This window comes from Streptomyces sp. NPDC050211 (genome assembly GCF_040656035.1).
Classification (GTDB): Bacteria; Actinomycetota; Actinomycetes; order Streptomycetales; family Streptomycetaceae; genus Streptomyces.
The window spans coordinates 1-26952 of record NZ_JBFALC010000001.1 but is presented as its reverse complement, the minus strand read 5'-3'; the positions used below and the strand labels follow the sequence as shown (position 1 = coordinate 26952).

General features: G+C 70.5%; 19 protein-coding genes. 8 read left to right on the top strand and 11 right to left on the bottom strand.

Annotated elements, in window-relative coordinates:
• Positions 1-35 precede the first annotated feature (35 nt).
• A complete protein-coding gene (locus AB0I98_RS00095) occupies positions 36-161 on the top strand; it encodes a hypothetical protein (RefSeq protein WP_362932822.1) in 126 nt (41 codons plus the stop codon).
• Here the strand turns inward: AB0I98_RS00095 and AB0I98_RS00090 are convergent.
• A complete protein-coding gene (locus tag AB0I98_RS00090) occupies positions 139-888 on the bottom strand; it encodes a class I SAM-dependent methyltransferase (RefSeq protein WP_362932819.1) in 750 nt (249 codons plus the stop codon). The genes AB0I98_RS00095 and AB0I98_RS00090 overlap by 23 nt on opposite strands.
• Before the next feature lie 4 nt (positions 889-892).
• Positions 893-1195 (bottom strand): 4a-hydroxytetrahydrobiopterin dehydratase, encoded by a 303-nt coding sequence (locus tag AB0I98_RS00085; RefSeq protein WP_362932817.1) that lies wholly within the window; start codon positions 1193-1195, stop codon positions 893-895.
• 131 nt (positions 1196-1326) lie between these two features.
• Between AB0I98_RS00085 and AB0I98_RS00080 the strand changes: the two genes are divergently transcribed.
• Entirely contained in the window at positions 1327-2145 is an 819-nt protein-coding gene (locus tag AB0I98_RS00080) for a helix-turn-helix transcriptional regulator (RefSeq protein ID WP_362932814.1), read from the top strand.
• Here AB0I98_RS00080 and AB0I98_RS00075 read toward each other — a convergent pair.
• The gene (locus AB0I98_RS00075; RefSeq protein ID WP_362932811.1) at positions 2124-4775 is read right to left on the bottom strand and encodes a cellulose binding domain-containing protein; all 2652 of its coding nucleotides are present in this window, start codon (positions 4773-4775) and stop codon (positions 2124-2126) included. The two genes, AB0I98_RS00080 and AB0I98_RS00075, sit on opposite strands and share 22 nt — an antisense overlap.
• Positions 4776-5051: 276 nt before the next feature.
• Complete coding sequence (locus tag AB0I98_RS00070; protein WP_362932808.1) at positions 5052-7967, bottom strand: glycoside hydrolase family 48 protein; 2916 nt, start codon at positions 7965-7967, stop codon at positions 5052-5054.
• A gap of 465 nt (positions 7968-8432) precedes the next feature.
• Here AB0I98_RS00070 and AB0I98_RS00065 point away from each other — a divergent pair, with 465 nt between their 5' ends.
• On the top strand, positions 8433-10142 hold the full coding sequence (locus AB0I98_RS00065; RefSeq protein WP_362932805.1) for a glycoside hydrolase family 6 protein: 1710 nt from the start codon (positions 8433-8435) through the stop codon (positions 10140-10142).
• A 405-nt stretch (positions 10143-10547) separates the two neighbouring features.
• On the opposite strand, the gene AB0I98_RS00060 is transcribed toward AB0I98_RS00065, so the two are convergent.
• Positions 10548-10970, bottom strand: a complete 423-nt coding sequence (locus tag AB0I98_RS00060; protein WP_362932802.1) for a hypothetical protein — start codon at positions 10968-10970, stop codon at positions 10548-10550.
• A gap of 138 nt (positions 10971-11108) precedes the next feature.
• Between AB0I98_RS00060 and AB0I98_RS00055 the strand changes: the two genes are divergently transcribed.
• On the top strand, positions 11109-12002 hold the full coding sequence (locus tag AB0I98_RS00055; protein ID WP_362932799.1) for a class I SAM-dependent methyltransferase: 894 nt from the start codon (positions 11109-11111) through the stop codon (positions 12000-12002).
• 12 nt (positions 12003-12014) lie between these two features.
• On the opposite strand, the gene AB0I98_RS00050 is transcribed toward AB0I98_RS00055, so the two are convergent.
• The gene (locus tag AB0I98_RS00050) at positions 12015-13364 is read right to left on the bottom strand and encodes a glycosyltransferase family 39 protein (protein ID WP_362932796.1); all 1350 of its coding nucleotides are present in this window, start codon (positions 13362-13364) and stop codon (positions 12015-12017) included.
• A 249-nt stretch (positions 13365-13613) separates the two neighbouring features.
• Between AB0I98_RS00050 and AB0I98_RS00045 the strand changes: the two genes are divergently transcribed.
• Complete coding sequence (locus AB0I98_RS00045; protein WP_362932793.1) at positions 13614-16967, top strand: hypothetical protein; 3354 nt, start codon at positions 13614-13616, stop codon at positions 16965-16967.
• A 59-nt stretch (positions 16968-17026) separates the two neighbouring features.
• Positions 17027-17728 (top strand): SDR family oxidoreductase, encoded by a 702-nt coding sequence (locus AB0I98_RS00040; protein ID WP_362933742.1) that lies wholly within the window; start codon positions 17027-17029, stop codon positions 17726-17728.
• Positions 17729-17756: 28 nt separating this feature from the next.
• Here AB0I98_RS00040 and AB0I98_RS00035 read toward each other — a convergent pair whose 3' ends face one another.
• The 3 genes from AB0I98_RS00035 to AB0I98_RS00025 form a co-directional block, all read right to left on the bottom strand.
• Positions 17757-18593, bottom strand: coding sequence for an aldo/keto reductase (locus tag AB0I98_RS00035; RefSeq protein WP_362932790.1), 837 nt, complete (start codon positions 18591-18593; stop codon positions 17757-17759).
• 108 nt (positions 18594-18701) lie between these two features.
• Positions 18702-20528, bottom strand: coding sequence for an AMP-dependent synthetase/ligase (locus AB0I98_RS00030; RefSeq protein WP_362932787.1), 1827 nt, complete (start codon positions 20526-20528; stop codon positions 18702-18704).
• Positions 20529-20885: 357 nt separating this feature from the next.
• Positions 20886-21764: a LysR substrate-binding domain-containing protein gene (locus AB0I98_RS00025; RefSeq protein ID WP_362932784.1), complete on the bottom strand. Its 879-nt coding sequence runs from the start codon at positions 21762-21764 to the stop codon at positions 20886-20888.
• A 169-nt stretch (positions 21765-21933) separates the two neighbouring features.
• On the opposite strand from AB0I98_RS00025, the gene AB0I98_RS00020 reads away from it, so the two are divergent.
• A complete protein-coding gene (locus AB0I98_RS00020) occupies positions 21934-22938 on the top strand; it encodes a bile acid:sodium symporter family protein (protein ID WP_362933739.1) in 1005 nt (334 codons plus the stop codon).
• Here AB0I98_RS00020 and AB0I98_RS00015 read toward each other — a convergent pair.
• Positions 22874-24091 carry a DUF4185 domain-containing protein gene (locus AB0I98_RS00015; RefSeq protein ID WP_362932781.1) on the bottom strand — a complete coding sequence of 406 codons (1218 nt, stop codon included), beginning with the start codon at positions 24089-24091 and terminating at the stop codon, positions 22874-22876. The genes AB0I98_RS00020 and AB0I98_RS00015 overlap by 65 nt on opposite strands.
• 9 nt (positions 24092-24100) lie before the next feature.
• The gene (locus tag AB0I98_RS00010; RefSeq protein WP_362932778.1) at positions 24101-25999 is read right to left on the bottom strand and encodes a sialidase family protein; all 1899 of its coding nucleotides are present in this window, start codon (positions 25997-25999) and stop codon (positions 24101-24103) included.
• Positions 26000-26341: 342 nt separating this feature from the next.
• On the opposite strand from AB0I98_RS00010, the gene AB0I98_RS00005 reads away from it, so the two are divergent.
• Positions 26342-26779: a MarR family winged helix-turn-helix transcriptional regulator gene (locus AB0I98_RS00005; RefSeq protein ID WP_362932775.1), complete on the top strand. Its 438-nt coding sequence runs from the start codon at positions 26342-26344 to the stop codon at positions 26777-26779.
• Positions 26780-26952 lie beyond the last annotated feature (173 nt).

The window sequence follows — 26952 nt, the reverse complement described above, 5'->3', positions numbered from 1 at the left end:
CGCCGAGCGGGTGGACCACCTCGGGAAGGGCCCACGTGCGGTTCGTCTGGTCGGGTGTCTCGGCGGGCGCGGCCCGCTGGGAGCAGGCGTTCTCCCTGGACGGCGGGGAGAGCTGGCTGACCAACTGGATCATGGAGTTCACTCGTCGGGCGGCTTCCTGAAGGCTCGGAGGGAGAAGACGGGGTCGGGGCGCGGGCGGTCCTGGTCGGGGAGGGTCGCCAGGAGCTCGGCGAACCGTTCGGTGCGCGGTTCGCCGGGCGGCAGCTGGGTGAACCAGCCGCGCCGCAGGTCGGCGGCGGTCCGCCGGGGGCTGCGGCCCTGACCCACACCCGGGAAGCGGGCCTGCCTGGCGGGGAGCAGTCCCTGCTCGGCGGCGTACGACGCCACGGCCGCCGCCTCGTCCCGGGCGGGGCGGCGTGGGCGCGGGGCGAGCACGGCATCGATGTCACTGCCCACGTCGTGCGCGGCGGCCTTGTCGACGGTGGTGACGTACACACCGCCCGGTCGCAGCACCCGGGCGCACTCGGCGACGGCGGCCCGCACGTCGTCGGGTTCGTCGAGTAGATGCAGCAGCCACACGCTGGTCACGGCGTCGAACGCGCGGTCAGGGAACGGCAGCCGCCGGCTGTCCGCGAGCACGACCGCGCCGGGCAGGCGAGCTGCGGCCATCCGGGCCATCCCGGACGTCAGATCCGCGCCGGTCACCCGCAGGCCGGGCCGGGCCGCCGCGAGCCGCCGGGTCACGATGCCGGTGCCGCAGGCCACGTCGAGGAGGCGGCCGGTCACGCCGGGCAGCAGGCCCAGGACGGCGTCGGCAGCCGCGGCGGCCCGGGGTTCGCCGCCGCGGGTGATGTCGTAGGCGTCGGCTTCCTTGTCGTAGTCCAGCACCGTGTCACTTCGCCCCGTGGGCCGGCGCAAGTTCCTCCACCCGGCGGGCCAGCTTGAAGTCCCGCTCGGTCACCGCGCCCACGGTGTGCGTGTTCACGCTCAGTGACAGGGTGTTGTAGCCGAGGGTGAGGTCGGAGTGGTGGTCGAGCTCCTCCTGGACCTGGGCGATGTGGACGACCATCGCGGTGGCCGCGAGGTGTGAGCGCAGCCGGTAGGAGCGGGCGATACGGTCCCCGTCCAGGGACCAGCCCGGCAGCTCCGCCAGCCGCTCCTCGATCTCCTCCTGCGACAGCGGTTCGAGGGGCATGGCCTCGCTCCTTCCAGGGCGTCCGGGTTCCTCTTCAGCGTGCCACAGCCGCGCACTTGACGCCCTGGTCAGACGGGTGCCCGGAGATCTGTTCCGGACACATCCCGGCGCCCCTGGACTACGGTCGTCGTATGACCACACTCGCGTCCGACAGCGCCGCACTCCCCGCCGACGACGGCGTCGGTCCCCTGCTGCGGGCCTGGCGGGAGCGGCGGCGGGTCAGCCAGCTGGAGCTGGCGCTGCGGGCCGACTCCTCCGCCCGGCACATCAGCTTCATCGAGACGGGCCGCTCCCGGCCGAGCGAGGAGATGGTGCTGCGGCTGGCCGAGCATTTGGACGTGCCCGTCCGCGAGCGCAACGCCCTGCTCCTGGCGGCCGGTTACGCCCCGCGCTACCGGGAGACCCCCCTGGACGACCCGGCGCTGGACACGCTGCGCGAGGGCATCGAGCAGCTCATCCAGGGCTACGAGCCCTACCCGGCCCTCGTGGTGGACGCGACGTACAACGTCGTGGCCGCAAACCGGGGCATCCTGGCCCTGCTCGACGGCCTGCCCGAGTCGCTGCTCGTACCGCCGCTGAACGCGATGCGGCTGACCCTCCACCCGGAGGGCCTCGCGCCCCGGATCCGCAATCTGCGGGAGTGGCGCGGCCATCTGCTCGCCCAGATGGAACGGCAGATCGCGCTGCAACGCTCCGAACCGCTGCGGGAGCTGTACGAGGAGGTCGCCGCGTACCCGGTGCGGGAGACAGGGGAGGAACCGGCCGAACCGGTCCCCTACTTCGCGCTCCCGATGCGCATCGAGCACGACGGCCGGGTGCTGTCCTTCATCTCCTCCATCTCCACCTTCAACACCCCCATGGACGTGACCGTCGCCGAGCTGGCCATCGAGACGCTGCTCCCGGGCGACCCGGCGACGGTCAAATACCTTCAGGCGATCGCGCAGGACTGATCACCGAGCTTGAACGAAGCGGGTTTCGCGTTCGCTCCCGACCAGCTCCCCGTGAACCCGAAGCTCACGGACGAGCCCGCCGCCACGGTGCCGTTCCAGCCCACGTTCTTCGCCGTCACCGCTGAACCCGACTGTGTGTGATCGGCGTTCCAGAGCTGGGAGATGGTCTGGCCGTTCGGGAAGGTCCAGTTGAGCGACCAGCCCGACCAGGCACTCGTCCCGGTGTTGCTCAGCCGGACGTCGGCCTGGAAGCCGCCCGACCACTCGTTGGTCACCTTGTACGTGACGGCGCAGGCGCCCGTCGGTGTGGGTGTCGGGTCGGTGCCGCCGCTGTCGGCGGTGTCGCCGAAGATGACGCCGCGGCCGTTCGTCGCCACGTACACCCGGCCGTACACCCGAGGGTCGCCGGTGATCGCCGCACCCGTCCAACCCCACTGGTGGGCGTCGTCGTTGACGCGCGTCCAGGTCGCGCCGCGGTCCGTGGAGCGGAAGATGCCGCGTACGCCGCCGATCTTCGCGCTGGTGTAAAGGGTCTGGTACGTCGCTCCGGGCGCCGCCTTGCCGAAGCCGATCGTGTCGGCCTGATCGACGTTCGGCAGCTTGGTGAAGGTGGCGCCGGAGTCGGTGGAGTGCCACAGGCCGTACGCGCCGTCGCTCGCGCCGCCCGCCAGCCATACGTCACCCTTCGTGCCGGGCAGCGCCTTGAAGCGGACGGTGTCGCCGGAGGGGAGCCCGGCCGCGGCCGACGCGGAGAAGGTCGCGCCGCCGTCCGTACTGACGTAGAACTTCCCGGACTTGAAGCCGTAGAAGGTCATCGGGTCGACCCGGTCGGACTCGACGATCGCGCCCGCCGGGATGCCGCTCGACGCCGACCAGGACGTGCCGAAGCCGGTCGCGTAGTGGACCCCCGCGCCCTGCGGACTCCACACGAACCGGCTGCCGTCGGCCGCCGCAGCGACCGTGCCGCCACCGCTGACGCCCGAAGGGTCCGTCCCCGCGAACCAGTTGGCGCCGTTGTCCGTCGAGAACGCGATGTGCGGTCCCGAGTCCAGATTGCCGGCGCGGACCACGGTGTTCGGGTTGCTCTCCGCGAAGTCCAGGCTGGTCGTCGAGGTGAAGTTCGGTGAGGTGTACATCATCGGCGGGACCTGGGTGAGATCCGTGTGCCGGAAGCCGCCGATGTCGCCGAGCGCGCTGAGCAGGGGAGCGCCCGAGGGCGGTGACGCGAGGTCCAGGACGGCCGTCTCCTCCAGGCCCCGCACCATCGGCTTGATGGTGAACTGGCCTCCGCTGTCCCACTTCGACAGATCCTCGGTGCCGTAGATCGTCGCACCCGTCCCGTACATCATCCGGTTCGAGTCGAACGGGTCGATCTCCAGCGACTCCGTCATCCAGCCCAGTTTCGGGGTCTGTTCGGGCGGCGCCGGGTTGGCGCCCCAGGTCAGCCAGGGGGATGAGGAGACGTCCATCGTGTAGCGGTTCGCGCGGTTGGGGTACGACGTGTAGTCCCACGCCTTCGTCCACGCCCCGCCGCTGTCCGTCGAGCGGAAGATCTGGGTGTCCGGCCACCAGGAGCTGTACGCCGTGGCCATCACCGTGCCGGGCCGTTGCCGGTCGACGGTGAGACCGCTGAAGCCGTAGTACGTGTCGGCCTCCGCCACCGGGCTGATGTCCGTCCAGGTACCGGTCGCGGTCGCATACCGCCACAGCCGGCCCTTGCCACCGTCGTACGGCCCGCCCGTGTCGCTGTAGGCGAGGTACAGATAGCCGTTCGTCGCGTCCAGCACGCCCTTGTGGGCCAGATAGCCGGTCGGTTGCCCGGCGACACGGGACCAGGTCGCTCCCGCGTCCGTCGAGCGGTACACCGCGTTGTCCTTGTCGGCGACCCCGACGTAGATCGTCCGTGTGGCGCTGCCCGCCGTACCGGTCGACTCGTCGAAGGTGACCCAGACGATGCCCTGATTGTCGGAGGCGTAGCCGCTCGTGTCGCTCGGATCCTGCGCGTAGTTGCCGACGTTGGGGAAGTCGGTGACCTGCGACCAGGTGACACCGGAGTCCGTCGACCGCCACAGCCCCTTGCCGCTGGGCGCCCCCAGATACAGCACGCTGTTCCTGTTCGGGTCGACGGCCAACCGCTCACCCATGCCCCGGCCCGGCATGTTCCCACCCAGCTTGAACGGCAGGTCCGCCTTCTGCCAGCTCGCGCCCCGGTCGGCGGAGCGCACGACGGCGCCGTTCCCGGGGTCCCAGCTGTTGGTGTACGTCCCGACCGCCGCGTACACCTTGTCCGGGTCGACGGAGTCGGAGGCCAGGCTCACGACACCCGTGTGCCCCCAGTCGTCCCAGCCGACCGAGTCCAGCAGCGGCGTCCAGGTCTTCGTCGACTCCTGCCAGCGGTAGGCACCGCCGATGTCGGTACGGGCGTAGGCGAGGTTCTTCTCCTTGCGGTTGAAGACGATGCCGGGCACGAAGCCGCCACCGTCGATGCGCGCGTTCTTCCAGGTGTAGCTGTCGGCGGCGATCGACATCTTCTTCGCGGCGATGGCGTCGGAGGCGAGTGCGGGCGGGGTGCCGGCGAGGAGGCCGGCTGCTAGGGCCAGGACGGCCGTGAGGATGCGGGTTCTTCGCACGGGGGGTCCTTTCCTGGATGGGGGGATTGCGGAGGCGGGAGGGTAAGCGCTTTCTCTCTGGCGCGAGAGTTGCCGGGCGACCCCCAGTGCGGGAGGGGGCCGCCCGGCGGGGTGGTCTCGTCGTCCGGTGACGAGACCGCGCACGCGAAGCTTTGAGGCGGTTCCGCGGAAACGCCGTGCACGGGAGCGCCCCTTCAGGGGCGCGGGGAACTGCGCGACCAGCCACAACGGACCCGCAGCCGAACACGGCCCAACCCGCGGAGCGCCCGGCGGGGACTATTCGAGAAGCTCCGCGTACGAACCCATGGCCAGGGCGATGTCCGCCTGGGCCCAGAACCGGTGGTACGTGAAGGAGGGCGCGGCTCCGCCCGCCAGGTAGGCCTCGATCTTCGACCAGGCCGGGTCGTCCTCATAGAACGACCGGATCGAGTCGAACGTCGACGACGAGTTGATCGCGTCACCGTTCGGCATCGTGCCGCTCCAGCCGGACGGGACGTAGATCGCGTCGTCGAACCGGCTGTAGTCCGCCCGGGTCTCCGGGACGGCGACACCCAGCGCGTCCTGATGGTTGCTCCACATGCCGTCGAGCAGCGCCTTCGCCGTCGCCGCGGCCTCCGTGTCACCGGACCGATCTGCGTAGTACGTCAGGGTCTTGGCGTACGCGGCGGCCACACCGACATCGTTGGTGTAGTCGGCGACAGCGACGTGAAGTCCGTTGTTGGCGCCCGGGCTTGACGGGTTCCAGGTGTCGGGCTGGCCCGACCACTGAAGCGTCGACGGAATCTGGTACGTGCCGTCGGGATTGACGGTCGTCTCGGACAGCGCCCAGTCGACCCACTTGTCGAGGACCGCCTTGGCGTCCGCGTTCCCCGTCTGCTGGTAGTACTCGGCGACCCGCTCCATCGACCACGCCTGGAAGCCGAACCACTGGTTGGACGGCGGGTCGTGGTAGACGGGCTGCTGGTCGTAGTACATGCCGTAGAACGTCGACTTCCCAGTCGGCGGAGTCGCGTACCGGCCCGCCCAGCTGTTGGTCGCACCGCCCGCGATGCCGCCCTCGGACGACTGCAGCCAGCGGTAGAACTCCAGCTGCCGGTCGAGCGACTTGGCCCAGTCCGCTTGGCCCGTCGCCGACTTGGGCTTCAGGTCGGCGTAGGAGCTGAGCGCGTACGCGGCCAACGGGTTCTGGTAGCCGCCGTGCGTGTGGCTGGAGCCGATGCGCCAGGCCCAGCCCGCCGAGGTGTCGGTCGCGCCGCCCCAGGCGTAGTACCAGGACATGAGGTACATCGAGGCGTCCTTGCCGGTGCCGGCCGCGCAGGTCGACGGCCCGACACAGTTGCCGACCTTCTTGAAGTACTTGTCGTACATCGAGTAGCGCAGGTAGTCGCCCATCTTCGCGGCCTTGCCGACGGTCGCGGAGACAGCACTGCCCTTGCCCTGCTCCTCGGCCCACTTGTCGGCCCAGTACGCGGCCTGCACCGCACGCGCGTCGGCGTCCGGGGCGTTGGTGAACTTCCACTGCTTGGCGTAAGACGCGTCGCCGGTGAACAGGTCCAAGTACCCGTTCGGGCCGCCGTACTTGAAGGCGTCACAGGTCGGCTGCGGCACCGTTTCCCACACCGACTCCTGCGCACCGCGCTGGAAGGTGTTGATGTACGACGGACCGGTGTCCGACGGCCCCGCCTCGCACTTGCCGGGCGAGTTGCCGTAGCCGTAGACGTTGTCGACGTCCTGCAGCCAGTGCATGCCGTACACGTCGTCCGTGCCGTACGCGCTCTTCAGCTCGGCCGCGATCGGGTCCGAGCCGACGGAGACCGACGAGTCGAGCCGGGCCGGGTACTCGTTCGGAGTGTCCAGCTCGGGTGCGTACGTCGCCGGCTTCGACGCGTTGTAGAAGGAGCCGGTCGGCTGGTCGGCGTGGGTGGGGATCATGTACTTCTCCATGATCTCCCAGGCGCCGTTGAACTTCGACCAGTCGCCGGTCACCTTGCCGTACATGGCCTGGAGCCACAGCAGATAGCTGTACGCCTCCGACGTGGTCTCATGGCCGTGGTCCGGCGCCTCGACGATCAGCGTCTCGACCGAGTGGTACGGGATGCCCTCGGGGGAGAAGTAGCCGTTCGCCGGGTTGGTGATCTTGCCGTAGAGCTCCAGGAAGCGGGCGTCGTACTGCTTCGTCGCCGCGATCTGCGTGACCGTGACCGCGGCCTTCGCATGCCCGGTGGCGGACGACTCGAACGTGGCCGAGCCCGTGCCCGACGAGGCCGCTGTGACGGTCACCGACTGCGCGGTGTTCCAGTTCGACGGGGTGAAGGTGAGGGACGCCCCACCGGTCACCGACAGACCCGAGTTGCCGCCCGTCCGGGCCGTCGTGACGGTCACATTGGCGGACGGCTGCGTCGACAGCTTCACCTGGTACGTGCCCGTCTTGCCCTGCTGCACGGCCAGTTGGTTGGTCGAGGCCACCACGGCGGGACCCGAGGCGACCGTGATGCCGACCGGCGTGGAGCTCGCGGACGCGCCCAGGCTGTCGTACGCCTTCGCCACCAGCGAATGACTGCCCACGGTCAAACTTGAGACCGAGAGCGAGTACGGCGCGCTGGTGTCGGTGCCGAGCAGCGTGGTGTCGTCGTAGAACTCGACCTTGCTGATCGTCGCGTCGTCGGCCGCCGCGGCGGTGGCTGCCAGCGGGACCGCGTCACCCTGCGAGTAGACGGCGCCCGGGGTCGGGCTGGTCAGCACGGTGATCGGCGGCTGATGTGCGCCCGTGCAGGGCGTGCCGTTGATCGCGAAGCTCGTCGGCGCCGCGTTGGTGCCGCTGTACGTGAACTGCGCGCCGGTCGAGGCGGCGGCTCCCGCCGCGATCGTCGCGTTGTACGAGGCGCTCTGCACGGTGACCGTCTGGCCGGACTGGGACCAGCTGCCGTTCCAGCCGTTGGTCAGCTTCTGGTTGCCCGAGTACGCGTACGTCAGGGTCCAGCCGCTGATCGGATCCGTGCCGCGGTTGGTGATCGTCAGGTCCGCGGTGAAGCCGGAGCCCCAGTCGTTGGTCTTGTAGTCGACGCTGCACTGAACTGCCGCAGCCTGGGCGGGTGTTGAGCCTGTCGACAGCATCGTGAACGGGAGTGCGAGGGCCGCCACGACGGCGGTCCATAACCGCCGCGCGGTGCGGCGTCTCCTTCTGGGGGGCATGTGCTGGTTCCTCCTTGCGGCTCGGGAGAAGTCAAGGCTTGAACCAGTGGGAGCGCTCCCATAGTGGAGATGGGCATCAAGGGGGTCAAGGTGCTTGAAGAGTCGAAAAGATTCGATGGATCCAGTTGAGGAAAAGTCAAGCGCATCCCCTGTCCTTTACCGACACTTGGCGCTACCTTCCTTCGCACCAGTGGGAGCGACTCCATCAGTCGACGCGTCCGTCACGACGCGCCCGAGCTGCAAGGACTCGCTCATGCGACACCCCCCGCGTTCAGGACTTTTACTCGGCTCATCGGCCCCGTGCGCCAACAGCACGGCAGCGGTGAGCAGTTGGCGTGTCGGCTACGAGGTCGCCGGTGCGCGAAACCTGGACCTCGAACAGGTGGAACCACAGCTCACGTGAGCCCTTGCGCGCCCTCAACGGATAACACCCCCTATCTCCGACCGAGAGGGAAACCCGCACTCATGAGTCGCACCAGAACAGCGATGCTCGCCGCCCTGGCGCTGGTCGCCGGGGCATCAGGCACGGCGTTAGCCGTCGACACCGGCGGGATGGAGACGGCCGCCGTCCCCTGCACCGTGGACTACAAGGTGCAGAACCAGTGGGACACCGGCTTCACCACCGCCGTGACGGTCACCAACAACGGTGCCGCCAAGTCCACTTGGGCGGTCAAGTGGTCGTACGCCGGAAACCAGAAGATCACCAACGGCTGGAACGCGAAGTTCAGTCAGAGCGGGGCCGCCGTCACCGCCGCCAACGAGTCCTACAACGGGACGCTGGCGGCCGGCGGTTCGATCAGCTTCGGCTTCAACGCCTCGTACAGCGGCAGCAACGCGCTGCCGACGACCTTCACCCTCGACGGCGTGACCTGCAACGTCGATGGCGGTGGCGGCCCCACGGATCCGCCGGACCCGACCGGACCGAAGGTCGACAACCCGTACGCGGGTGCCAAGGTGTATGTGAACCCGGAGTGGTCCGCGAACGCCGCCGCCGAGCCGGGTGGCAGCCGGATCTCCAACCAGCCGACGGGTATGTGGCTCGACCGGATCGCCGCCATCAACGGGGCGGGCGGCAAGATGGGGCTGCGCGACCACCTCGACGAGGCCCTGACGCAGAAGGGCAGCGGCGAGCTCGTCGTCCAGCTGGTGATCTACAACCTGCCCGGACGGGACTGCGCGGCCCTCGCCTCCAACGGTGAGCTCGGCCCGACGGAGATCGACCGGTACAAGACCGAGTACATCGACCCGATCGCCGCGATCCTCGCCGACCCGAAGTACGCCGCGCTGCGGATCGTCACCACCGTCGAGATCGACTCGCTGCCCAACCTCGTCACCAACACCGGAAGCCGCCCGACGGCCACCCCGGAGTGCGATGTGATGAAGGCCAACGGCAACTACGTCAAGGGCGTCGGCTACGCGCTCAGCGAGCTCGGTGACGTGCCCAACGTCTACAACTACGTGGACGCCGGGCACCACGGCTGGATCGGCTGGGACGACAACTTCGCGCCGTCCGCCCAGCTCTTCAAGGAGGCGGCCTCCGCCGAGGGCGCCACGGTCAACGACGTCCACGGCTTCATCACCAACACGGCCAACTACAGCGCCCTGAAGGAGAACAACTTCACCATCAACGACAACGTGGCCGGCAAGTCCGTCCGCGAGTCCAAGTGGGTCGACTGGAACCGGTACGTCGACGAGCTGTCCTTCGCCCAGGCCTTCCGCACGCAGCTGGTCTCGGTCGGCTTCAACTCGGGTATCGGCATGCTGATCGACACGTCGCGTAATGGCTGGGGCGGTACGGCACGGCCCGCCGGTCCCGGTCCGCAGACCAGCGTGGACGCGTATGTCGACGGCGGCCGTTACGACCGTCGCTTGAACCCGGGCAACTGGTGCAACCAGTCGGGCGCCGGCCTCGGCGAGCGTCCGCAGGCCGCGCCGGCCTCCGGCATCGACGCGTACGTGTGGATGAAGCCGCCGGGGGAGTCGGACGGGTCGAGCAAGTTCATCGAAAACCCCGAGGGCAAGGGCTTCGACCGGATGTGCGACCCGACGTATGAGGGCAATCCTCGGAACAACTACAACATGTCGGGTGCGTTGCCGGATGCGCCGATTTCGGGGCACTGGTTCTCGGCGCAGTTCCAGCAATTGATGCAGAACGCGTACCCGCCGTTGTCGTAGTGCGATGACTGCGGCTGCGGGTTGATTGTGGCTGGTCGCGCAGTTCCCCGCGCCCCTTTAGGGCGTTGCAGGCCGCCGGGGTTGGTCAGTTCTCTTGGGCCAGGCCCCGGCGGATCGCGAACTCCACCGCCGCGTAGTCGCCGTCGGCCCCCGCTCCAGCTTCAGCGGCACCGACAGGTGCAGCGGCGGCTGCGCCATGAACCGGGGCGAGTGCCCCGGTTCGGCTGGGCGGCATGCACCAGGACCACCAGGAAGGGGTGGCAGAGTTGGAGTTCTCTCCCGAGGGAGCCCGGGAGACTCTCCCCTGGATCGCTCCGGGGAGTTTGACAGGTCATGCCTGTCCGGCGACGACCCTCCCGGCCGCCGGAGCAAGTACGGGACTCGCTCTAGTTGTTGGGGCCTTGGCTAGACTCCAAACGATGCACTGAGCGTATCAGATCCATTACGGAGCGATGATGCTGTGGTGCTCGGCGCCCTCGGGGGCGTAGCTGGGGACCCTCCGTGCCCTGGGCCGTCGTCCGGTTCCTCCTCGTGCGGGAACCGCAGCGGGAAGGTGCCCAGCGAGTAGCGCGACTGCCAGCGGTCCTCACCCACCAGCAGGTCGAACGCCTCGTGCAGGGCGGGGGAGTTGGCGGCGGCCGCGAAGGGGCCCTGCGCCATGTCGTAGACCCAGTGCACCGGGTCCTTCCAGGTGCCCGGATCCTCCGGGTCGTACCCGGTCTCCCGCCACAGCAGCCGCGCGCAGTGCTCGGCGACGCGCGGCGGGAAGGCGCCCTCGATCTTCACGAACCCGTCTTCGAGGAACCGCTCCACCATCACGTCGTCCATGGGGCCATCCTGGGCGACCGGCGGCAGGCGGCGCATCCGATTTTCGGAGCCGTGGTTTTTGCTGTGGCGGCAACTCCGATTGCCTGTTAGCGGTGCGTCGGCGCACGCTGGCGGTACGCGGACGAGAGGCTGACCACCATGGCGCACGACCACCAGCATCAGCATGAGCACCCTCACCATCACGATCACACCGACATCGACTGGGCAGAGATGGCCCCGCTGCTGGAGGCACAGGCGGAGCTGTACACGCCCCTGCACGAGCGTGCGCTCGCCTGGCTCGGCAAGAAACAGACCGAGCCGGGGCTGATCGTCGACGCGGGCAGCGGACCCGGCGTCGTCTCCTGTCTGCTCGCCGACGCCTTCCCCGGCGCCCGGGTCGTCGCCGTCGACGGCTCCGAGCCGCTGCTGGAGCGGGCCCGCGCGCGGGCGGAGCGGCTCGGCGTCGCGGACCGCTTCGGCACGCTCGCCGGTGAACTGCCGGACATCATGGCCGACTTGGACTACCCGGCCGATCTGATCTGGGCCAGCCACAGCCTGCACCACCTCGGCGACCAGCGCGCGGCGATCGCGGCCTACGGCGAGCGGCTGACGTTCGGCGGCACGCTCGCGCTCGTGGAGGGCGGCCTGCCCACGCGCTACCTGCCGCGCGACATCGGGATCGGGCGCCCGGGCCTGCAGGCACGTCTCGACGCCGTGCAGGAGGAGTGGTTCACGGAGATGCGGGCGGCGCTGCCGGGCAGTGTGGCCGTGGCCGAGGACTGGCCGGCCCTGATGACCGCCGCCGGCCTGAAGCCCACCGGCACCCGCAGCTTCCTGCTCGACCTGCCCGCCCCGGCCCCCGACCGGGCACGCACCGTCGCCGCCGCCACCCTCTCCCGCTACCGCGAGACCATCGGCGACAGCCTCGACGCCACCGACCGCGCCACCCTCGACCGCCTCATCGACCCCGACGACAAGGCGAGCGTGCACCACCGCCCGGACCTCTTCGTCCTGTCGGCCCGTACCGTCCACACGGCCGTCCGCACTGGCTGACGGGGGCACGGCTCAGCAGCCGCCGGGCCGGGCGTAGACGGTGATCCGCGCCCCGTGGACACGCCGCGTGCCGCACTCGGCGAAGTACGTTGCCAGCACCTGCCGCTTGACCTCCTCCTGTGCGGTCCGGTCCAGGGGCTGGCCCGCAGGATCTCGCAGGGCGACGACACGCGTGGCGTGGAGCAGACGGGCGCGGATCACGGACGCGGGCGCCTCCGTGCCGTACAGCGTGCGCGAGGCGGCCGGGTCACGGTCCAGGGCGAGGTCGGGCAGTGGGCTGAGTGCCGTCTGCGACCAGACGCGGCGCCGTGACGGCATGTAGACCACACCGTCGGCTTCGGTTTCACGCAGTGCCCGGGCGATGGCGGCGACGTCGTCGGTGCGGCTCTGCGGCGTGCGCAGGTCCAGGGTGAGGGGGAGCAGGGCGAGTACGGCCGACCCGGCGGCGACCAGGCAGAGGGCCCGGCCACGCGTGTGCAGGAGGCGATCGAGCGCGGCGCCGAGCAGCAGGGCGGTGCCGGTGTGGCCGTAGAGGACGTAACGGTCGACGTAGAGGGGCTTGAGGGGGGTGGCCAGCAGGAGGAGGAGCGCGGGCAGGGCGAGCAGCGACAGGGCCAGGGCGGGGAGTCCGACCTGGCTGCCGCGGGGAACGCGACCGAGCAGCGCCGCACAGGCCACCCCCAGCACTGTCACCCCGGCGAAGCCGACGAGCGCACCCGTCTCGACGCCGCCGATCCACGCCACCTGCTCCGACTGCCGGGCGCTCAGCACGGCCAGCGGGGCCAGACCGCAGCACACGGCGAGCGCCACCCGCACCCCGGTGCCCCGGGCCGCTCGCGGCAGCGCCACCACATGTGCGACCAGGGCGAGAACGGCGAACTCGTGGAGCAGGCAGGCACTCAGCGCGACGGCGCCGTAACCGGCCCAGAATCCCCGCGAGCGGGTCTGCACCGCCCGCACCAGCAGATACGACGCCCAGACGACCAGTGCGCACACGAGCGCGTACGAACGCCCCTCCTGCGCGTAGCGCTGCACCGGAGGCAGCACCGCGAACACGACCCCGGCGAGCAGCCCCACACGCGGTCCCGCCAGTCGGCTGCCCAGCAGCGCCAGCGTCCCGCTCGCCGCGGCGGTCGCCAGCACCGAGGGCAGCCGCAGCACGAGCAGCGGATCCGCGTCGGCGAACACCCGGAACAGGCCGTGCAGCAGCAGGTAGTACAGCCCGTGCACGGCGTCCACCTGGGCCAGCGTCGGCCACAGATCGGACAGCGAGCGCCGAGCCATGGCGTACGACACGGTCTCGTCGCGCCACATCGTGCCGCCGCGCCGGACGCCCCACAGACCGAGGGCGAAGGAGAGCACGACGGGGACGGCGCAGACGAGGAGGGCGGTGTGGGAGCGGCGGAGCGGGGGAGCGGGCAGCGGCAGGACGAGGTCGGGGGCGTGTGTGGTGGCGATGGCTGACTCCGGTGCGTGCGGGAGGGGCGACGGCGTGCACCGACGAGTTCAGGCGCCGAGGAATTGATGGGCAGCCCTGCTTCCGAGTGCCAATCAATTGGCGCGGCAGGGTTGTTAGCGTGGTCAGCCGCGGTGACCGAGGGGGAGATGCGTATGGGGCGCCGGGAGAAACCGCTGGATCCCGCGCAGGGGGCCCTGCAGCGGTTCGCCTACGAGCTGCGCAAGCTGCGGGACGAGGCGGGCATGCCGACCTACCGTGCGATGGCGCTCCGGACCGGCTACTCGGGGCCGACGCTGTCCGCCGCGGCAGCCGGCGAACGGCTGCCGACGCTGCCGGTGCTCAAGGCGTACGTCATCGCGTGCGGCGGCGATCCCGGCGAGTGGGAGCGGCGCTGGCAGACCGCCCTCGCCGAAACGGCCGACACACGCCCCGCCGACGACACGGAAGACAGCCCCTACCCAGGACTGGCCCGCTTCGACACCGGCGACGGCGAGCACTTCCACGGCCGCGACGATCTGATCGCCGAACTGGTCACGCTCACCGGCCGGGCGAGGATCACGGCCGTCGTGGGCGCCTCGGGGAGCGGCAAGTCGTCATTGCTGCGGGCAGGCCTGACGCCGGTGTTGCGGGAACCGGATGGCACCGGGACCCGCCCCGGTGCCATCCGCCTCCTCACCCCCGGCCCCCACCCCGCCCGCGCCCACGACGCGCTCTTCACCCCGCACCCCGCGCCCGGCGACACCCTCCTCGTGGTCGATCAGTTCGAGGAGGTGTTCACCCTCTGCACCGATTCCGCCGAACGCGACCGGTTCCTGGACCGGTTGCTCACCGCGGCGGTCACGGCGTCCCGGCTGCGGGTCGTGCTCGCCGTGCGGGCCGACTTCTACGGCCGCTGCGCCGACCACGGACCGCTCGCCGAGGCCTTGCGCGACTCCACGCTGCTGGTCGGACCGATGCCGCCCGCTCAGCTGCGGGAGGCGATCGTCCGACCGGCCGCCGTGCGCCGGCTCGTCGTCGAACGCGCGCTGACCGCCCGTGTCGTCGCCGACGTGAGCGGTGAACCGGGCGCCCTGCCGCTGATGGCCCACGCCCTGCGCGAGATCTGGCGACGGCGCACCGGGAACACCCTCACCCTCGCCGCGTACGAGGCCGTCGGCGGTGTCCACGGCGCCGTCGCCCACACCGCGGAGGCCCTCCACGCCCGCTGCACGCCCACCGAGGCCGCCGCTGTCCGGGCCCTGCTGCTGAGGCTGGTGAATCCGGGCGACGGCACCGAGGACACCCGGCGCCCGGTGGACCGTACGGAACTCGACGCCGACGAGACGACCGCCCGCGTCCTCGAACAGCTGGTTCGGGCCCGTTTGTTGACGGTCGACGGAGATACGGTCGACCTCGCCCACGAAGCCCTGATCGGCGCCTGGCCCCGGCTGCGCGCCTGGGTCGACGAGGACCGCGAGCGGCTGCGCGTGCACCGGCGGCTGACCGAAGCGGCCCGCACCTGGGCCGAGTTGGGCCGAGACGCGGGAGCGCTGTACCGGGGCGTGCGGCTGACCCAGGCACGCGACGCGTTCGCCGAACGGGGCGTCCACCGCGACGAGTTGAGCACACTCGAACGTGACTTCCTCACCGCGAGCGTCGACCGCCACGAAGAGGGCCGCCGTGCCGCGACCAGGGCCGCACGCCGGCTGAAAGCGCTGGCCGCCGCACTCGCAGTCCTGCTGTGCCTGGCCGTCGTCGCCGGGGTGGCCGCCTGGCGGCAGAGCGGTGTCAACGCACGGCAGCGCGACGCTGCCGAAGCCCGCAGGGCGGCCGCGCAGGCCGAAGCGCTCAGATCGTCGCAGCCGCGCACCGCCATGCGGCTCGCCCTCGCCGCCTGGCACACCGCCGATCTGCCGGAGACCCGTGAGGCCCTGCGGACGGCGGCCGCGCAGAGCGAACTGGACGTGTTCACCCAACCTGAGGACGGCGGCCGCGCGCTCGACGCGCCCGCCTGGCTCAGCGCCGACGGCCGCATCCTGACCTCGGTGTCACGCAACAGGGCGGCCCAGTGGGACGTACGCGCACATCGCCGCATCGGCTCCGTCGCCCTGCCCGGCCTGTCCGACGGGGTGACCGACGTCAGCCCGGACGGCAGGCTCGTCGCGTACAGCGCGCCCGACGGCGACGGCGCGTTGATCGCCGGTGTCGCCGATGGCGGCACCCGCCGTATCGCACCCGGGTCCTGGACCGACACCGACGGCGCGTTCGGGCCCAGCGGCAGGACCTTTCTCGTACGACGCCTGGTGCGCGGGTCGGACAGTGGGCGGGCGACCCTCGAAGTGTGGGACGTCCGTCGGCAGCGGATGCTGTTCCGCTACGACCACGCGGACGAGGGCGGAGCCATGCCCGTGCTGAGCCCTGACGACCGCTACCTCGCCTGGTGTACCGACGAGACCGACCGGCTGCGCGTCTTTGACGTCGTCGAACAGCGCGCCGTCGCCACCCGGCCGCCCCGCGCCACCGAACGCCTGCTGTGCGGGGGCGAGCAGCTCACCTTCACGCCCGACGGCCGGGCGGTGGCAGGGAGCACTTCCGAAGGGGTGGTGACCTGGGACTTCCGGGCCGACCGGGAGCGCCCTCGCCTGCCGCTGCCGGAAGGTGCGTACACGGTGGAGTTCCACGGCGCCTACGCCCTGACCTGGGGCCCGGGCTCCCTGGCCCTGTGGCGGACGGACGCCCCGGCTCCGACGGACGATGGCCCCCGCGAGCCGCTGCTCACCTTCCCCGTCGCGAACACCGCGGGTGACATCCGCCTGGACGTCGACGACGGTGTGCTGCGCTACCGGGAGAACGGCCGGACCAGCGTCGTCCGCACCTTGGCGCTGCACGGACTGATGAGCCCGGCCTGGCGCGACAAGCCGACGGCGCCGGACAGGCCGTCGCCGGTGACCGTGCACGGCACCGAATCCGTGGCGGTCGACGCCACCGGGCGCACCGCGCTGACCTGGGAGGGCGCACTGATCGAGGTGCCAACGGGCAAGCGGCGCAAGGGAGTCGAAGGCGAGGACTACCTCAGGGACGCCGCATTCAGTCCGGACGGAAGATATCTGGCCGCCGCCGACGTCAGCGGGCGCCTCACCCTGTGGGATGCGCACACCTGGCGCAGAATCGCCGTACTGCGGGCCGTGGCCACCACGACGCACGACCTTGCCCTCGCGTTCTCCGCCGACGGCTCGCTGTTCGCGGCGAGCGCCCCCGACGGATCCGTGCAGGTGTGGGAGACGGCGTCGCCCGACCGGCCCGCGGCGACCCTGCCGGCCGGAGATGCCCCGGTCACCGTCCTCCGATTCACCTCGGGCGGCGGAGAGTTGCGCATCACCACCGCCCATCTGCCCGCCCGGGTCCGCCCGTTGGAGCCGATCCAGGCGGCGGCGGAGCTGTGCGCACGGGCGAAGGGCGGGCTCAGTGAGGGGGAATGGGGGCGCTACTTCCCCTCGGCGGCCTACCGCGGAACCTGCGGCACTTGACTTCAAGAGCACTCCAAGTGATGGACTCCCCGCTGTTCACCTACGAACAGGGGGAAACCATGAACGGCTCTCCGGTCGCGCTCATCACCGGCGGTGGCAGTGGTATCGGCGCCGCGGTGGCCCGGCAGTTGCTCGGTGCCGGGCAGCGGGTGGCCGTCACCGGTCGCGGTGAGGAACGTCTGCGGGGATTCGCCGAGGAACTCGGTGATCCCGAGGGGCTGTTGACGATCAGTGGCAACGCGGGCGACTACGAACAGGTCCGTGCCGCTGTCGAGGCCACGATCAAGGAGTTCGGTCGGCTTGACACCGTCGTCGCCAACGCCGGTTTCGCCACGCACGATTCGGTCGCCGCGGGTGATCCCGCCGGGTGGACGGAGATGGTGCTGACCAATGTGCTCGGCCCCGCGCTGCTCATCCGCGCGTCGATCGACGCGCTGAAGGAGACACGGGGCCGGATCGTCCTGGTCGGGAGTGTCGCCGGGTTCGTGCCCACGCCGGGCAATATCTACGGGGCGACGAAGTGGGCGGTGACCGGGCTTGCCGAGAACACCCGGCGGCAGGTCACCGAGTGGGGGGTCGGCGTGACGCTGATCGCGCCCGGTCGTGTGGAGACGCCGTTCTGGGACAGCTACGGCAGTCTGCCGCCCGGCCATCTCCTCACCGCCGACCAGATCGCCGACTCGGTGGTGTGGGCGATCCGCCAGCCGGAGGGCGTCGACATCAACACGGTGGTCGTACGACCGATCGGGCAGCCCAACTGACGTATGCGGGCCGCCCGATCGGTGCCGCTCAGAATGACTCGAGCGTGGCCGGGTCCGGACCGATCCGCCGGTCCTCGTTGAGCGCGCTGATCGCCGCCAGGTCCTCGGTGTCCAGGGTGAAGTCGAAGACCTCGATGTTCTCCTTGATCCGGGACGGGGTCACGGACTTGGGGATCACCACGTTGCCCAGCTGGAGGTGCCAGCGCAGCACGATCTGGGCGGGCGTGCGGCCGTGCTTCTGGGCGATGGCCACGATCGCCGGGACCTCCAGCAGGCCCTTGCCCTGGCCGAGCGGCGACCAGGCCTCGGTGGCGATGCCCTGCTCCGCGTGGTATTCGCGGGCCGCGTGCTGCTGGAGGTGCGGGTGCAGCTCGATCTGGTTGACCGCCGGGATGACCGACGTCTCGCCGATCAGGCGCTCAAGGTGCTCCGGCAGGAAGTTGGAGACGCCGATGGCACGGACCCGGCCGTCGGCGAGGAGCTTCTCGAACGCCTTGTACGTGTCGACGAAGTTGCCGGTGGCCGGGCGCGGCCAGTGGATCAGGTACAGATCCAGGTGGTCCAGGCCGAGCTTGGCCAGGGACTCGTCGAAGGCGCGGAGGGTGGAGTCGTACCCGTGGTCGTTGTTCCAGAGCTTGGTGGTGACGAAGAGGTCCTCGCGGGGAATGCCGGAGGCGGCGATCGCCCTGCCGGTGCCCTCTTCATTGCCGTAGGCCGCCGCTGTGTCGATGCTGCGGTACCCGGCCTCCAGCGCGGTGGCGACCGCCCGGTCCGCCTCGTCGTCCGGCACCTGCCAGACACCGAAGCCCAGCTGGGGCATCTCGACGCCGTTGTTGAGGATGATCGGGGGGACCTTGCTGCTCACGAGCTCTCGATCCTTCGGTTGTCGTCAGGTGGTACTCATATCGTCAACGATCACGAGCCGTGATGCATTCCTGACCGGAGAATCCCTCGAAACTCCTTCGCACCGGCGTCACGCGCGGTACAGCGCCTCGACCTCATTGGCGTACGCGTTCTCGATCGCCTTGCGCTTCAGCTTCAGCGACGGGGTCAGCAGCCCGTGCTCTTCGGTGAACGGCTGGGCGAGTATCCGGAATGTGCGGATCGATTCCGCCTGGGAGACAAGCGTGTTGGCGGCGACCACCGCGCGCCGCACCTCCGTCTCCAGGTCCGCGTCGCGCACCAGCTCGGCCGGGGACATCTGGGGCTTGCCGCGCATCGACAGCCAGTGCTCGACGGCCTCCTGGTCGAGGGTGACCAGGGCGGCGATGTACGGGCGGTCGTTGCCGACGACGATGCACTGGGAGACCAGCGGATGGTCCCGTACGCGTTCCTCCAGCTGGCCGGGCGAGACGCTCTTGCCGCCGGAGGTGACCAGGATCTCCTTCTTGCGGCCGGTGATGGTGAGATAGCCGTCCTCGTCGAGGGAGCCCAGGTCGCCGGTGGCGAGCCAGCCGTCGTGCAGGGTCTCGTCGGTGGCCTTCTTGTTGTTGAGGTAGCCCTGGAAGAGGTTGGCGCCGTGCAGCCAGATCTCGCCGTCGTCCGCGATGTGCACGGTCATGCCGGGGATGGGCTGGCCGACGGTGCCGTAGCGGGTGCGCTCGGGCGGGTTGGCGGTCGCGGCGGCCGTCGACTCGGTGAGGCCGTAGCCCTCGTAGATGTGCACGCCCGCGCCCGCGAAGAACAGGCCGAGCCGCCGGTCCATCGCCGAGCCGCCGGTCATCGCGTGCCGGATGCGGCCGCCCATCGCCGCGCGGATCTTGGCGTAGACGAGCTTGTCGAAGAGCTGGTGCTGCACGCGCAGACCGGCCGAGGGGCCGGGCCCGATGCCCCAGGCCTTGGCCTCCATGGCGTCCGCGTACTTCACGGCGATCTCGACGGCCTTCTCGAAGGGCCCCGCCTTGCCCTCCCGCTGGGCCTTGCGGCGGGAGGCGTTGAAGACCTTCTCGAAGATGTACGGCACGCCGAGGAAGAACGTCGGCTTGAAGGCGGCCAGGTCGGGCAGGAGGGCGGCCGCGTTCATCTGCGGCTGGTGGCCGAACTTGACCTGGCCGCGGATCGCGGCGACCTGCACCATCCGTCCGAAGACATGCGCGAGCGGCAGGAACAGCAGAGTGGCCGCCTCGTCGCCCTTCTTGGAGTGGAACACCGGCTCCCAGCGCTCGATGACCGTGTCCGCCTCGTACATGAAGTTGCCGTGCGTGAGGACACAGCCCTTGGGGCGGCCCGTCGTCCCCGAGGTGTAGATGATCGTGGCGACCGAGTCCGGGGTGACGGCCTGGCGGTGCCGGTGCACGATCTCGTCGTCGATGGGGGCGCCCGCGTCGTACAGCTCCTGCACGGCGCCGGAGTCCAGCTGCCACAGCTGGCGCAGCTGCGGCAGCCGGTCGATGACGGTGGCGATCGTCATCGCGTGGTCCTCGTGCTCCACGATCGCGGCCGTGCACTCGGCGTCGTACAGCATCCAGAAGCACTGCTCGGCCGAGGACGTGGGATAGACCGGCACCACCTGGGCGCCGATCGTCCACAGCGCGAAGTCGAAGAGCGTCCACTCGTAACGGGTGCGGGACATGATCGCGACCCGGTCGCCGAACCGGATGCCTCGGGCAAGCAAACCCTTGGCGAGAGCCAGCACTTCGTCACGGAACTCCGCGGCGGTGACGTCCCGCCACTGGTCCAGCTCGTCCTTGCGGCCGAGCGCGATGTGCAGCGGGTCTTCCTGGGCGTGCTGAAAGACGACATCGGCCAGACCGCCCACCGGCGGTGCCAACGCCAACGGAGGGTTGGTGAACTCGCGCAAACCCCGCTCCCCGCTCCTGGTGACGCTCCGCACAGGCCGTGAAAGCTACCCCAAGCGTAAGCAGGGCGGGAGAGGGGTCGAAACGGAGTGACTCTCAGGTACGCCCTGGTCAGCGTCGGAAAATGCGCTCACATGGGGAAGGGTCGGACAGTTTCCTGACGGTTGAGTAAGTTTCGGTGCCGTAATCTCCACCGAATCTGTACGACGCGATTACGGCACCGGACGAGGTCACGTCCGGTGCGCGGCCCTCTCCTCCGTCAGCGTCCGCGCGGACGCTTTCGTCACTCCGCGCCGAGCGCATACCCGAGCTGCCGGAAGGTATTCAGCGCGGCGCTCGCCGTGCAGAACTGGGACGTATCAGAAGCCCTTGCGCTGACGGCGGTGCAGTCGGTCGCCGCCGGCCAGGATCGCCGTGGCGAGGGCGTCCGCAGCGCCTTGGGAGGAGGTGCGGCGGCGGCCGTGGACCAGGACGAAGTCGACCTGGCCGAGTTCCGGCAGGCCCGCCCGGTCCGGGACGCGGACCAGGCCGGGCGGGATCAGGCCGCGGGAGTGGGCCATCACGCCCAGGCCCGCGCGGGCCGCCGCGACGAGGCCGTTGAGGCTGCCGCTGGTGCAGGCGATGCGCCATGCGCGGCCCTGTCGCTCCAGGGCCTCCAGGGCCAGGGCGCGGGTGATGCCGGGCGGTGGGTACACGATCAGCGGGACCGGTCGGTCGGGGTCCAGCCGCAGGCGTTCCGCGCCGATCCAGACCAGGTCGTCGTGCCAGACCAGCTCACCGCGCGGGTCCTCGGGGCGCCGTTTCGCCAGGACCAGGTCCAGCTTCCCGGCGGTCAGCTGCTCGTGGAGGGTGCCCGACAGCTCGACCGTCAGCTCCAGGTCGACCTCGGGGTGGTCGTGCCGGAAGCCCTCGAGGATCTCCGGCAGCCGGGTCAGCACGAAGTCCTCCGAGGCACCGAAGCGCAGCCGGCCGCGCACCCGGGTACCCGTGAAGAACGCCGTCGCCTGCTCGTGCACCTCCAGGATCCGGCGCGCGAACCCGAGCATCGCTTCGCCGTCTTCGGTCAGCTCGACGGAGTGGGTGTCCCGGGTGAACAGCTGCCGTCCGGCGGCGTCCTCCAGCCGCCGCACATGCTGGCTGACCGTCGACTGGCGCAGCCCGAGACGCCGGGCGGCCTGTGTGAAGCTCAGGGTCTGCGCCACCGCCAGGAAGGTGCGCAGGTGGGAGGGCTCGTACATACGGAACACGGTAGCGCTTTATCGCGTAGCGCGATGACAGTCAGAGCGGTATGACGGATTCCCGATCACGATGCCGTGGAGGACGATGGAGAGGGGCCCTCTTGGCCCCGCACCGCCCGAGAACCAGAGCTAGTGGAGCACCGTGAAACGCCTGCGTTGGCCCCGTTGGATGCCGATCGACCCGTACATCCTGCTCCTGCTCGGGACGGTCGGCGTCGCCGCTCTCCTCCCGGCGCGCGGGACGGGCGCGGACGTCGCCTCCGGTGCCTCCACGGCCGCGATCGCCTTTCTGTTCTTCCTGTACGGGGCCCGGCTGTCGACCCGCGAGGCGCTGGACGGGCTCAAGCACTGGCGGCTCCATGTCACGGTCCTGGCCTGTACGTTCGTGATCTTCCCGCTGCTCGGTCTGGCGTCCCGCGGCCTCGTCCCGGTGCTGCTGTCGGAGCCGCTCTTCCAGGGCCTGCTCTTCCTCACACTCGTCCCGTCGACCATCCAGTCGTCGATCGCGTTCACCTCGATCGCCCGCGGCAATGTGCCCGCGGCGATCTGCGCCGGCTCCTTCTCCTCCCTGGTGGGCATCGTCGCCACTCCGCTCCTGGCGGCCTCCCTGCTGGGCAGCACCGGCGGTTTCTCCGCCGACTCGCTGATCGAGATCGTGCTCCAGCTGCTGGTGCCGTTCGTCGCCGGGCAGCTGCTGCGCCGCTGGATCGGCGGATTCGTCGCCCGGCACAAGAAGGCGCTCGGGCTGGTCGACCGCGGATCGATCCTCCTCGTCGTCTACACCGCGTTCAGCGAGGGCATGGTGCAGGGCATCTGGCACCAGGTCAGCCCCGCCCGGCTGGCCGGTCTGCTCGCCGTGGAAGCGGTCCTGCTCGCCGTGATGCTCGCGCTGACCTGGTACGGCGCCAAGGCGCTGCGCTTCGACCGGGAGGACCGGATCGCGATCCAGTTCGCCGGGTCGAAGAAGTCCCTGGCCGCCGGACTGCCCATGGCGAGCGTCCTGTTCGGCGCGCACGCCGCGCTGGCCGTGCTGCCGCTGATGCTCTTCCACCAGATGCAGCTGATGGTGTGCGCGGTGATCGCCAAGCGCCGGTCGCACGACAAGGTGCTCAGCGAGGCGGCTCCAGGCGAAGCGTCACGAATCGCGGTCGGTACAGGGACACGTTCCGGCTGAGCTGCGCCGCCGCGCCGCCGTTGGTGTCCAGCCAGTTGACGTCGTAGCTGAGCACCAGCCGCCCGTCGTCGCTCAGTTCGGGGTGGGCCTGGGGGTTGTACGCGGCGACCTGGCCGTCGGGCAGCGCGGGGCTGAAGTCCCGCGTCGGCCCGTGCCAGGGCCCGGTGGGGGAGCAGGCCCAGTACGAGGTGATCGTCGTCAGCCCCTCGGCACCCGCCGCCATGGTGAACAGGACATACGTGTCGTCCTCACGCACCACCGAGAACGCGCTGCCCACCCCGTCGCCCAGCACCGTGCGCGGCGCGCCACCGGCCGCCCACTCGGACCCGTTCCAGTACTGCCACGCCCCCGGCTCGGCGAGCCTGCCCTCGGGCACCCGCGCCACGTACGCCGACGAGGCCGGGCGGGACGCGGCCTGGGCGTCGTCGCCACCGAAGACGTAGGTCCAGCCGTCCCGTTCGACCAGCGTCGTGCCGAACAGGATCCGCCGGGAAGGATCGGGGACGAGTCGCTGGTCCAGCACCGGGACGACCGACTCGACCCGCAGATCGGGCAGGGACAGGGTGGCGACCTCGGTGGCGGTGGGCACGCCGTAGATCCACGGTGACTGGCCCGCCGTCCGCACCCACAGCACCACCCGTACGACGTGCTCCGACGAACCGGGCGAGCGCGGCTCGACCCGCGCGGCGACCGGCCACCGCCACTGGTTCGGGGCCGGGTCGGGGAACAGGGGCGCGGGCAGGGTGCTCTGGAGCCGCCCGTCCCGCATCACCACCGCCGAGTTGCGGACCAGCGGCGCCGCGGTGTCCCGCCAGGCGTGCGACTCGCCGGCCGGATTGGGCGGCGCGTACACCTGCCCGAGATAGGTGTCCGAGAACAACCACAGCAACCGCCCGTCCGGCAGCCGCACCGAGTGGGTGCCGTCGCCGCCGGTCCAGTCGTCCGCGCGGGACGCGTCGTCGCCGTAGCGGGCGAACTCGCCGGTCAGCCCGCGGTCCGCCGACCAGGACCCCACCGTACGGGCCGGGCACGCTTCGTCGCCCTCCCGGTCGCCGTCCGGGAGGGCGGTGAGCAGCACGGCCCCGAGCACCAGGGTCAGCAACAGGCCGAGCCCGGTCCCCGTCCGCTGTCGTGCTCGTACGTCGTCGGGCACGCCGCGACGTTAGCCGCTGCCGTTCACCTGGTCCATGGGCAGCCACACCACGGTGTCGAGGACCGGCCCCGTGCCGTCCGTACGAACCTCGCCGACCTCCGCATCGGTCAGCGCCCGGTCCCAGACCCGGACGTCGTCGATCGCGCCGGTGAAGAAGGCCCGACTGTCCATGCGCTCGCCGATGTGCACACCGAAGGGCGAGTTGCGGCTCACCGAGCCGGGCACATCGGCGGAGCTGATCGCCTCGCCGTCGAGAAACAGGGTCAGTGCCCCGTCGCCGCGGCGCAGCGCCAGATGGTGCCAGCGGCCGTCGTTGTACGCCCCCTCGGTGCTCAGGGACGCCTTGCGCACGATCGTGGGACCCTCCCGCGCGGTCATCAGGGCCTGTACGCGGTTGCTGGCGGGTTCGCCGCGCAGCGTGATGTGCGGCTGGCCGGTCGCGACGCCGCCCATCGACAGCAGCGGCTGCTCGCCGGACGTGGCGGTGTGCCGGAACCAGAGGGAGGCGGTGAAGTCCTTGGTGCCGAGCGGGAGCCGGTCGTGGTACGGCAGCCGTACGGCGTCGTCGGTGCCGTCGAAGGCCAGCGCACCGTCGAACGCGCCCTCCGTCACCGTGGCACCACCGAGGACGGAGGCCGCCGGGGCGAGCAGGGCCTGGTCGGCGGTGGTGGGGTCCGGGCCGCGCCGCGGGCCGAGCCAGTCCTCGTTGAACCGGGCGAAGCGGATCTCGTCGCGGGCGTCGACGGTCCCCGCCTCGTACATCAGGCCCACGCTGGTGCCGGTGATGTGCACCAGATCGGAGTAGCCGGACCAGTCCCGGGTGACGACCCTGCCGCGGTCGACGCTGTCCCAGGTGGCGCCACCGTCGTACGAGGAGCGGATCATCATGGTCCGGCGGCGGTCGGGGTCGCCGGGGCAGGCCAGCAGCATGCGGCTGCTCACCCGCAGCATCGAGCACTGCACCTGCGGGGCGTACAGGTCGGGAAGGTTCTGGAAGGGCGTCTCGAAGCTTTCGCCGCCGTCCTCGCTGACGGCCTGGGTGCGATGGCCGACGGCGGTGCCGTCCTGCTCGCGGCCACTGACCAGGATCGTGCCGTCGGTGCGCTCGGCCAGCGTCAGCTCGCCGTTCTTCTGCTCGAAGGTGCCGTCCGCGGCGACTTCCGAGGAGTCGGTGGCGCCGAGCCGCCAGTGGTCGCCGCCGTCGTCGCTGATGATGAGCGCCGCATGGTTCGCGGTGACCCGACTGCCGTTCCACGTCTCGCCGTTGACGCTGATGACGATCCGCCCGGCGTTCAGTCCCCGGGTGAGCTGGATGCCGTGCACGGGCCCGGTGGCGTACCAGGAGTTCCAGTGCTCGGGCAGAATCTCGGCGCTCAGGTCGCGCGGCTCGGACCAGGAGCGCCCGTCGTCGTCGCTGTACTGCAGATACGGGCTGCGCTTGCAGGGCACGTCGCAGTTCCCGCTGTCCGTACGGCCCTTGTTGTATGTCTCCGCCAGCAGGATCCGCCCCGTGGCCTGGTCCACGACGGGCGTCGGATTGCCGTGGGTGTCCCCAGCTCCCTCGTTCACCACCTGGAGCGGGCCCCAGGTACGCCCACCGTCGGTGGAGCGCTTGACGACGATGTCGATATCGGTGGCATCACCGCAGTTGAGGACGCGACCTTCGGCGAACGCCAGCAGTGTCCCCTGGTTGGTGCGCACGATCGCCGGGATCCGGTAGCAGGCGTAGCCGGGGTCCTGCGAGGCCTTGAACAGGACCTGCTGCTCGAACTGGGGCGTCTTGGTGGCCGGATGGGCGTGGGCGGGGCTCGGCAGCGCGGCGGCCGCCGTACTGACGGCGGCCGCGGTGAGAGTGTGTCTCAGAGCTCGGAGGGGGGATCTAAGACGTGCACGAAGACTTGGCGGCATGGCATGACCTGCCCTTCAGGCATCTGGACATCTGACCGTCTGGACGTCCCACGTCCAACCTGCATGGACCAGACGGTAGTTGTGGCATCGGCAGTTCACGAGAAGCGAATGGGGGCCCATGGGAGTACTGAGGGGAGTGCTGCCGGTGGTGCGCGCCGCGTCAGTGCCGCGGCACCACCTTCCCGAGGGCTATTCGGCCTACCCGAGCCCGCGCCAGGGGGGCACCGGGGGCGTCGTACCGCATGCGACGCATCGACCGCACCTCCAGGGGCTCGTTGGGAATCCCAACGATAAGCAGATGATCGTAGGGAAGTCCAACGACACTTCACCTAGTGTGTTGCCATGGCCGAAGCTCCCCTTCTCGCGATACGCACCCTGCCCAGCTGGCTCCTGGGTCGCGCCGCCGCCCGTGGCCGCGCCCTGGTCGCCGCCGCCCTGGCCGAGGAGGGCCTGAAGGTGTGGCACCACACCGTCCTCTCGGCCATCCACGACCTCGCCCCCATAGCCCAGGCCGACCTGGGCAGAACCGTCGGCCTCGACCCCAAGGACGTCGTAGGCATCCTCAACGACCTCCAGTCCGCCAACCTGGTCACCCGCACCCCCGACCCAACGGACCGCCGCAAGAACGCCGTGTCCCTGACACCCGACGGCACCCGATTCCTGACGCGCTGCGAGAAGCTGGCCCGCGCCGCCAACGACGACCTCCTCGCGCCCCTCTCCAAGGCCGAACGCGACCAGTTCATGGACCTGTTGACCCGAATCACCGGTACGGACAGCTGACACGGCCTGACGCCGCCGATTGGTGCCTCCCTGCCCAGCCCGACGTCCGGCAAGGGCCCACCAACGCGCACCGTCCCCACGCGCCGGCCGCGAGGGAGCCGCAGGGGGCGCGCCGGTGTCGAGAGACCGAGCGCGCGGAGGCGCGCAGCGCCGAGCACGGTCGGTCTCTCGAC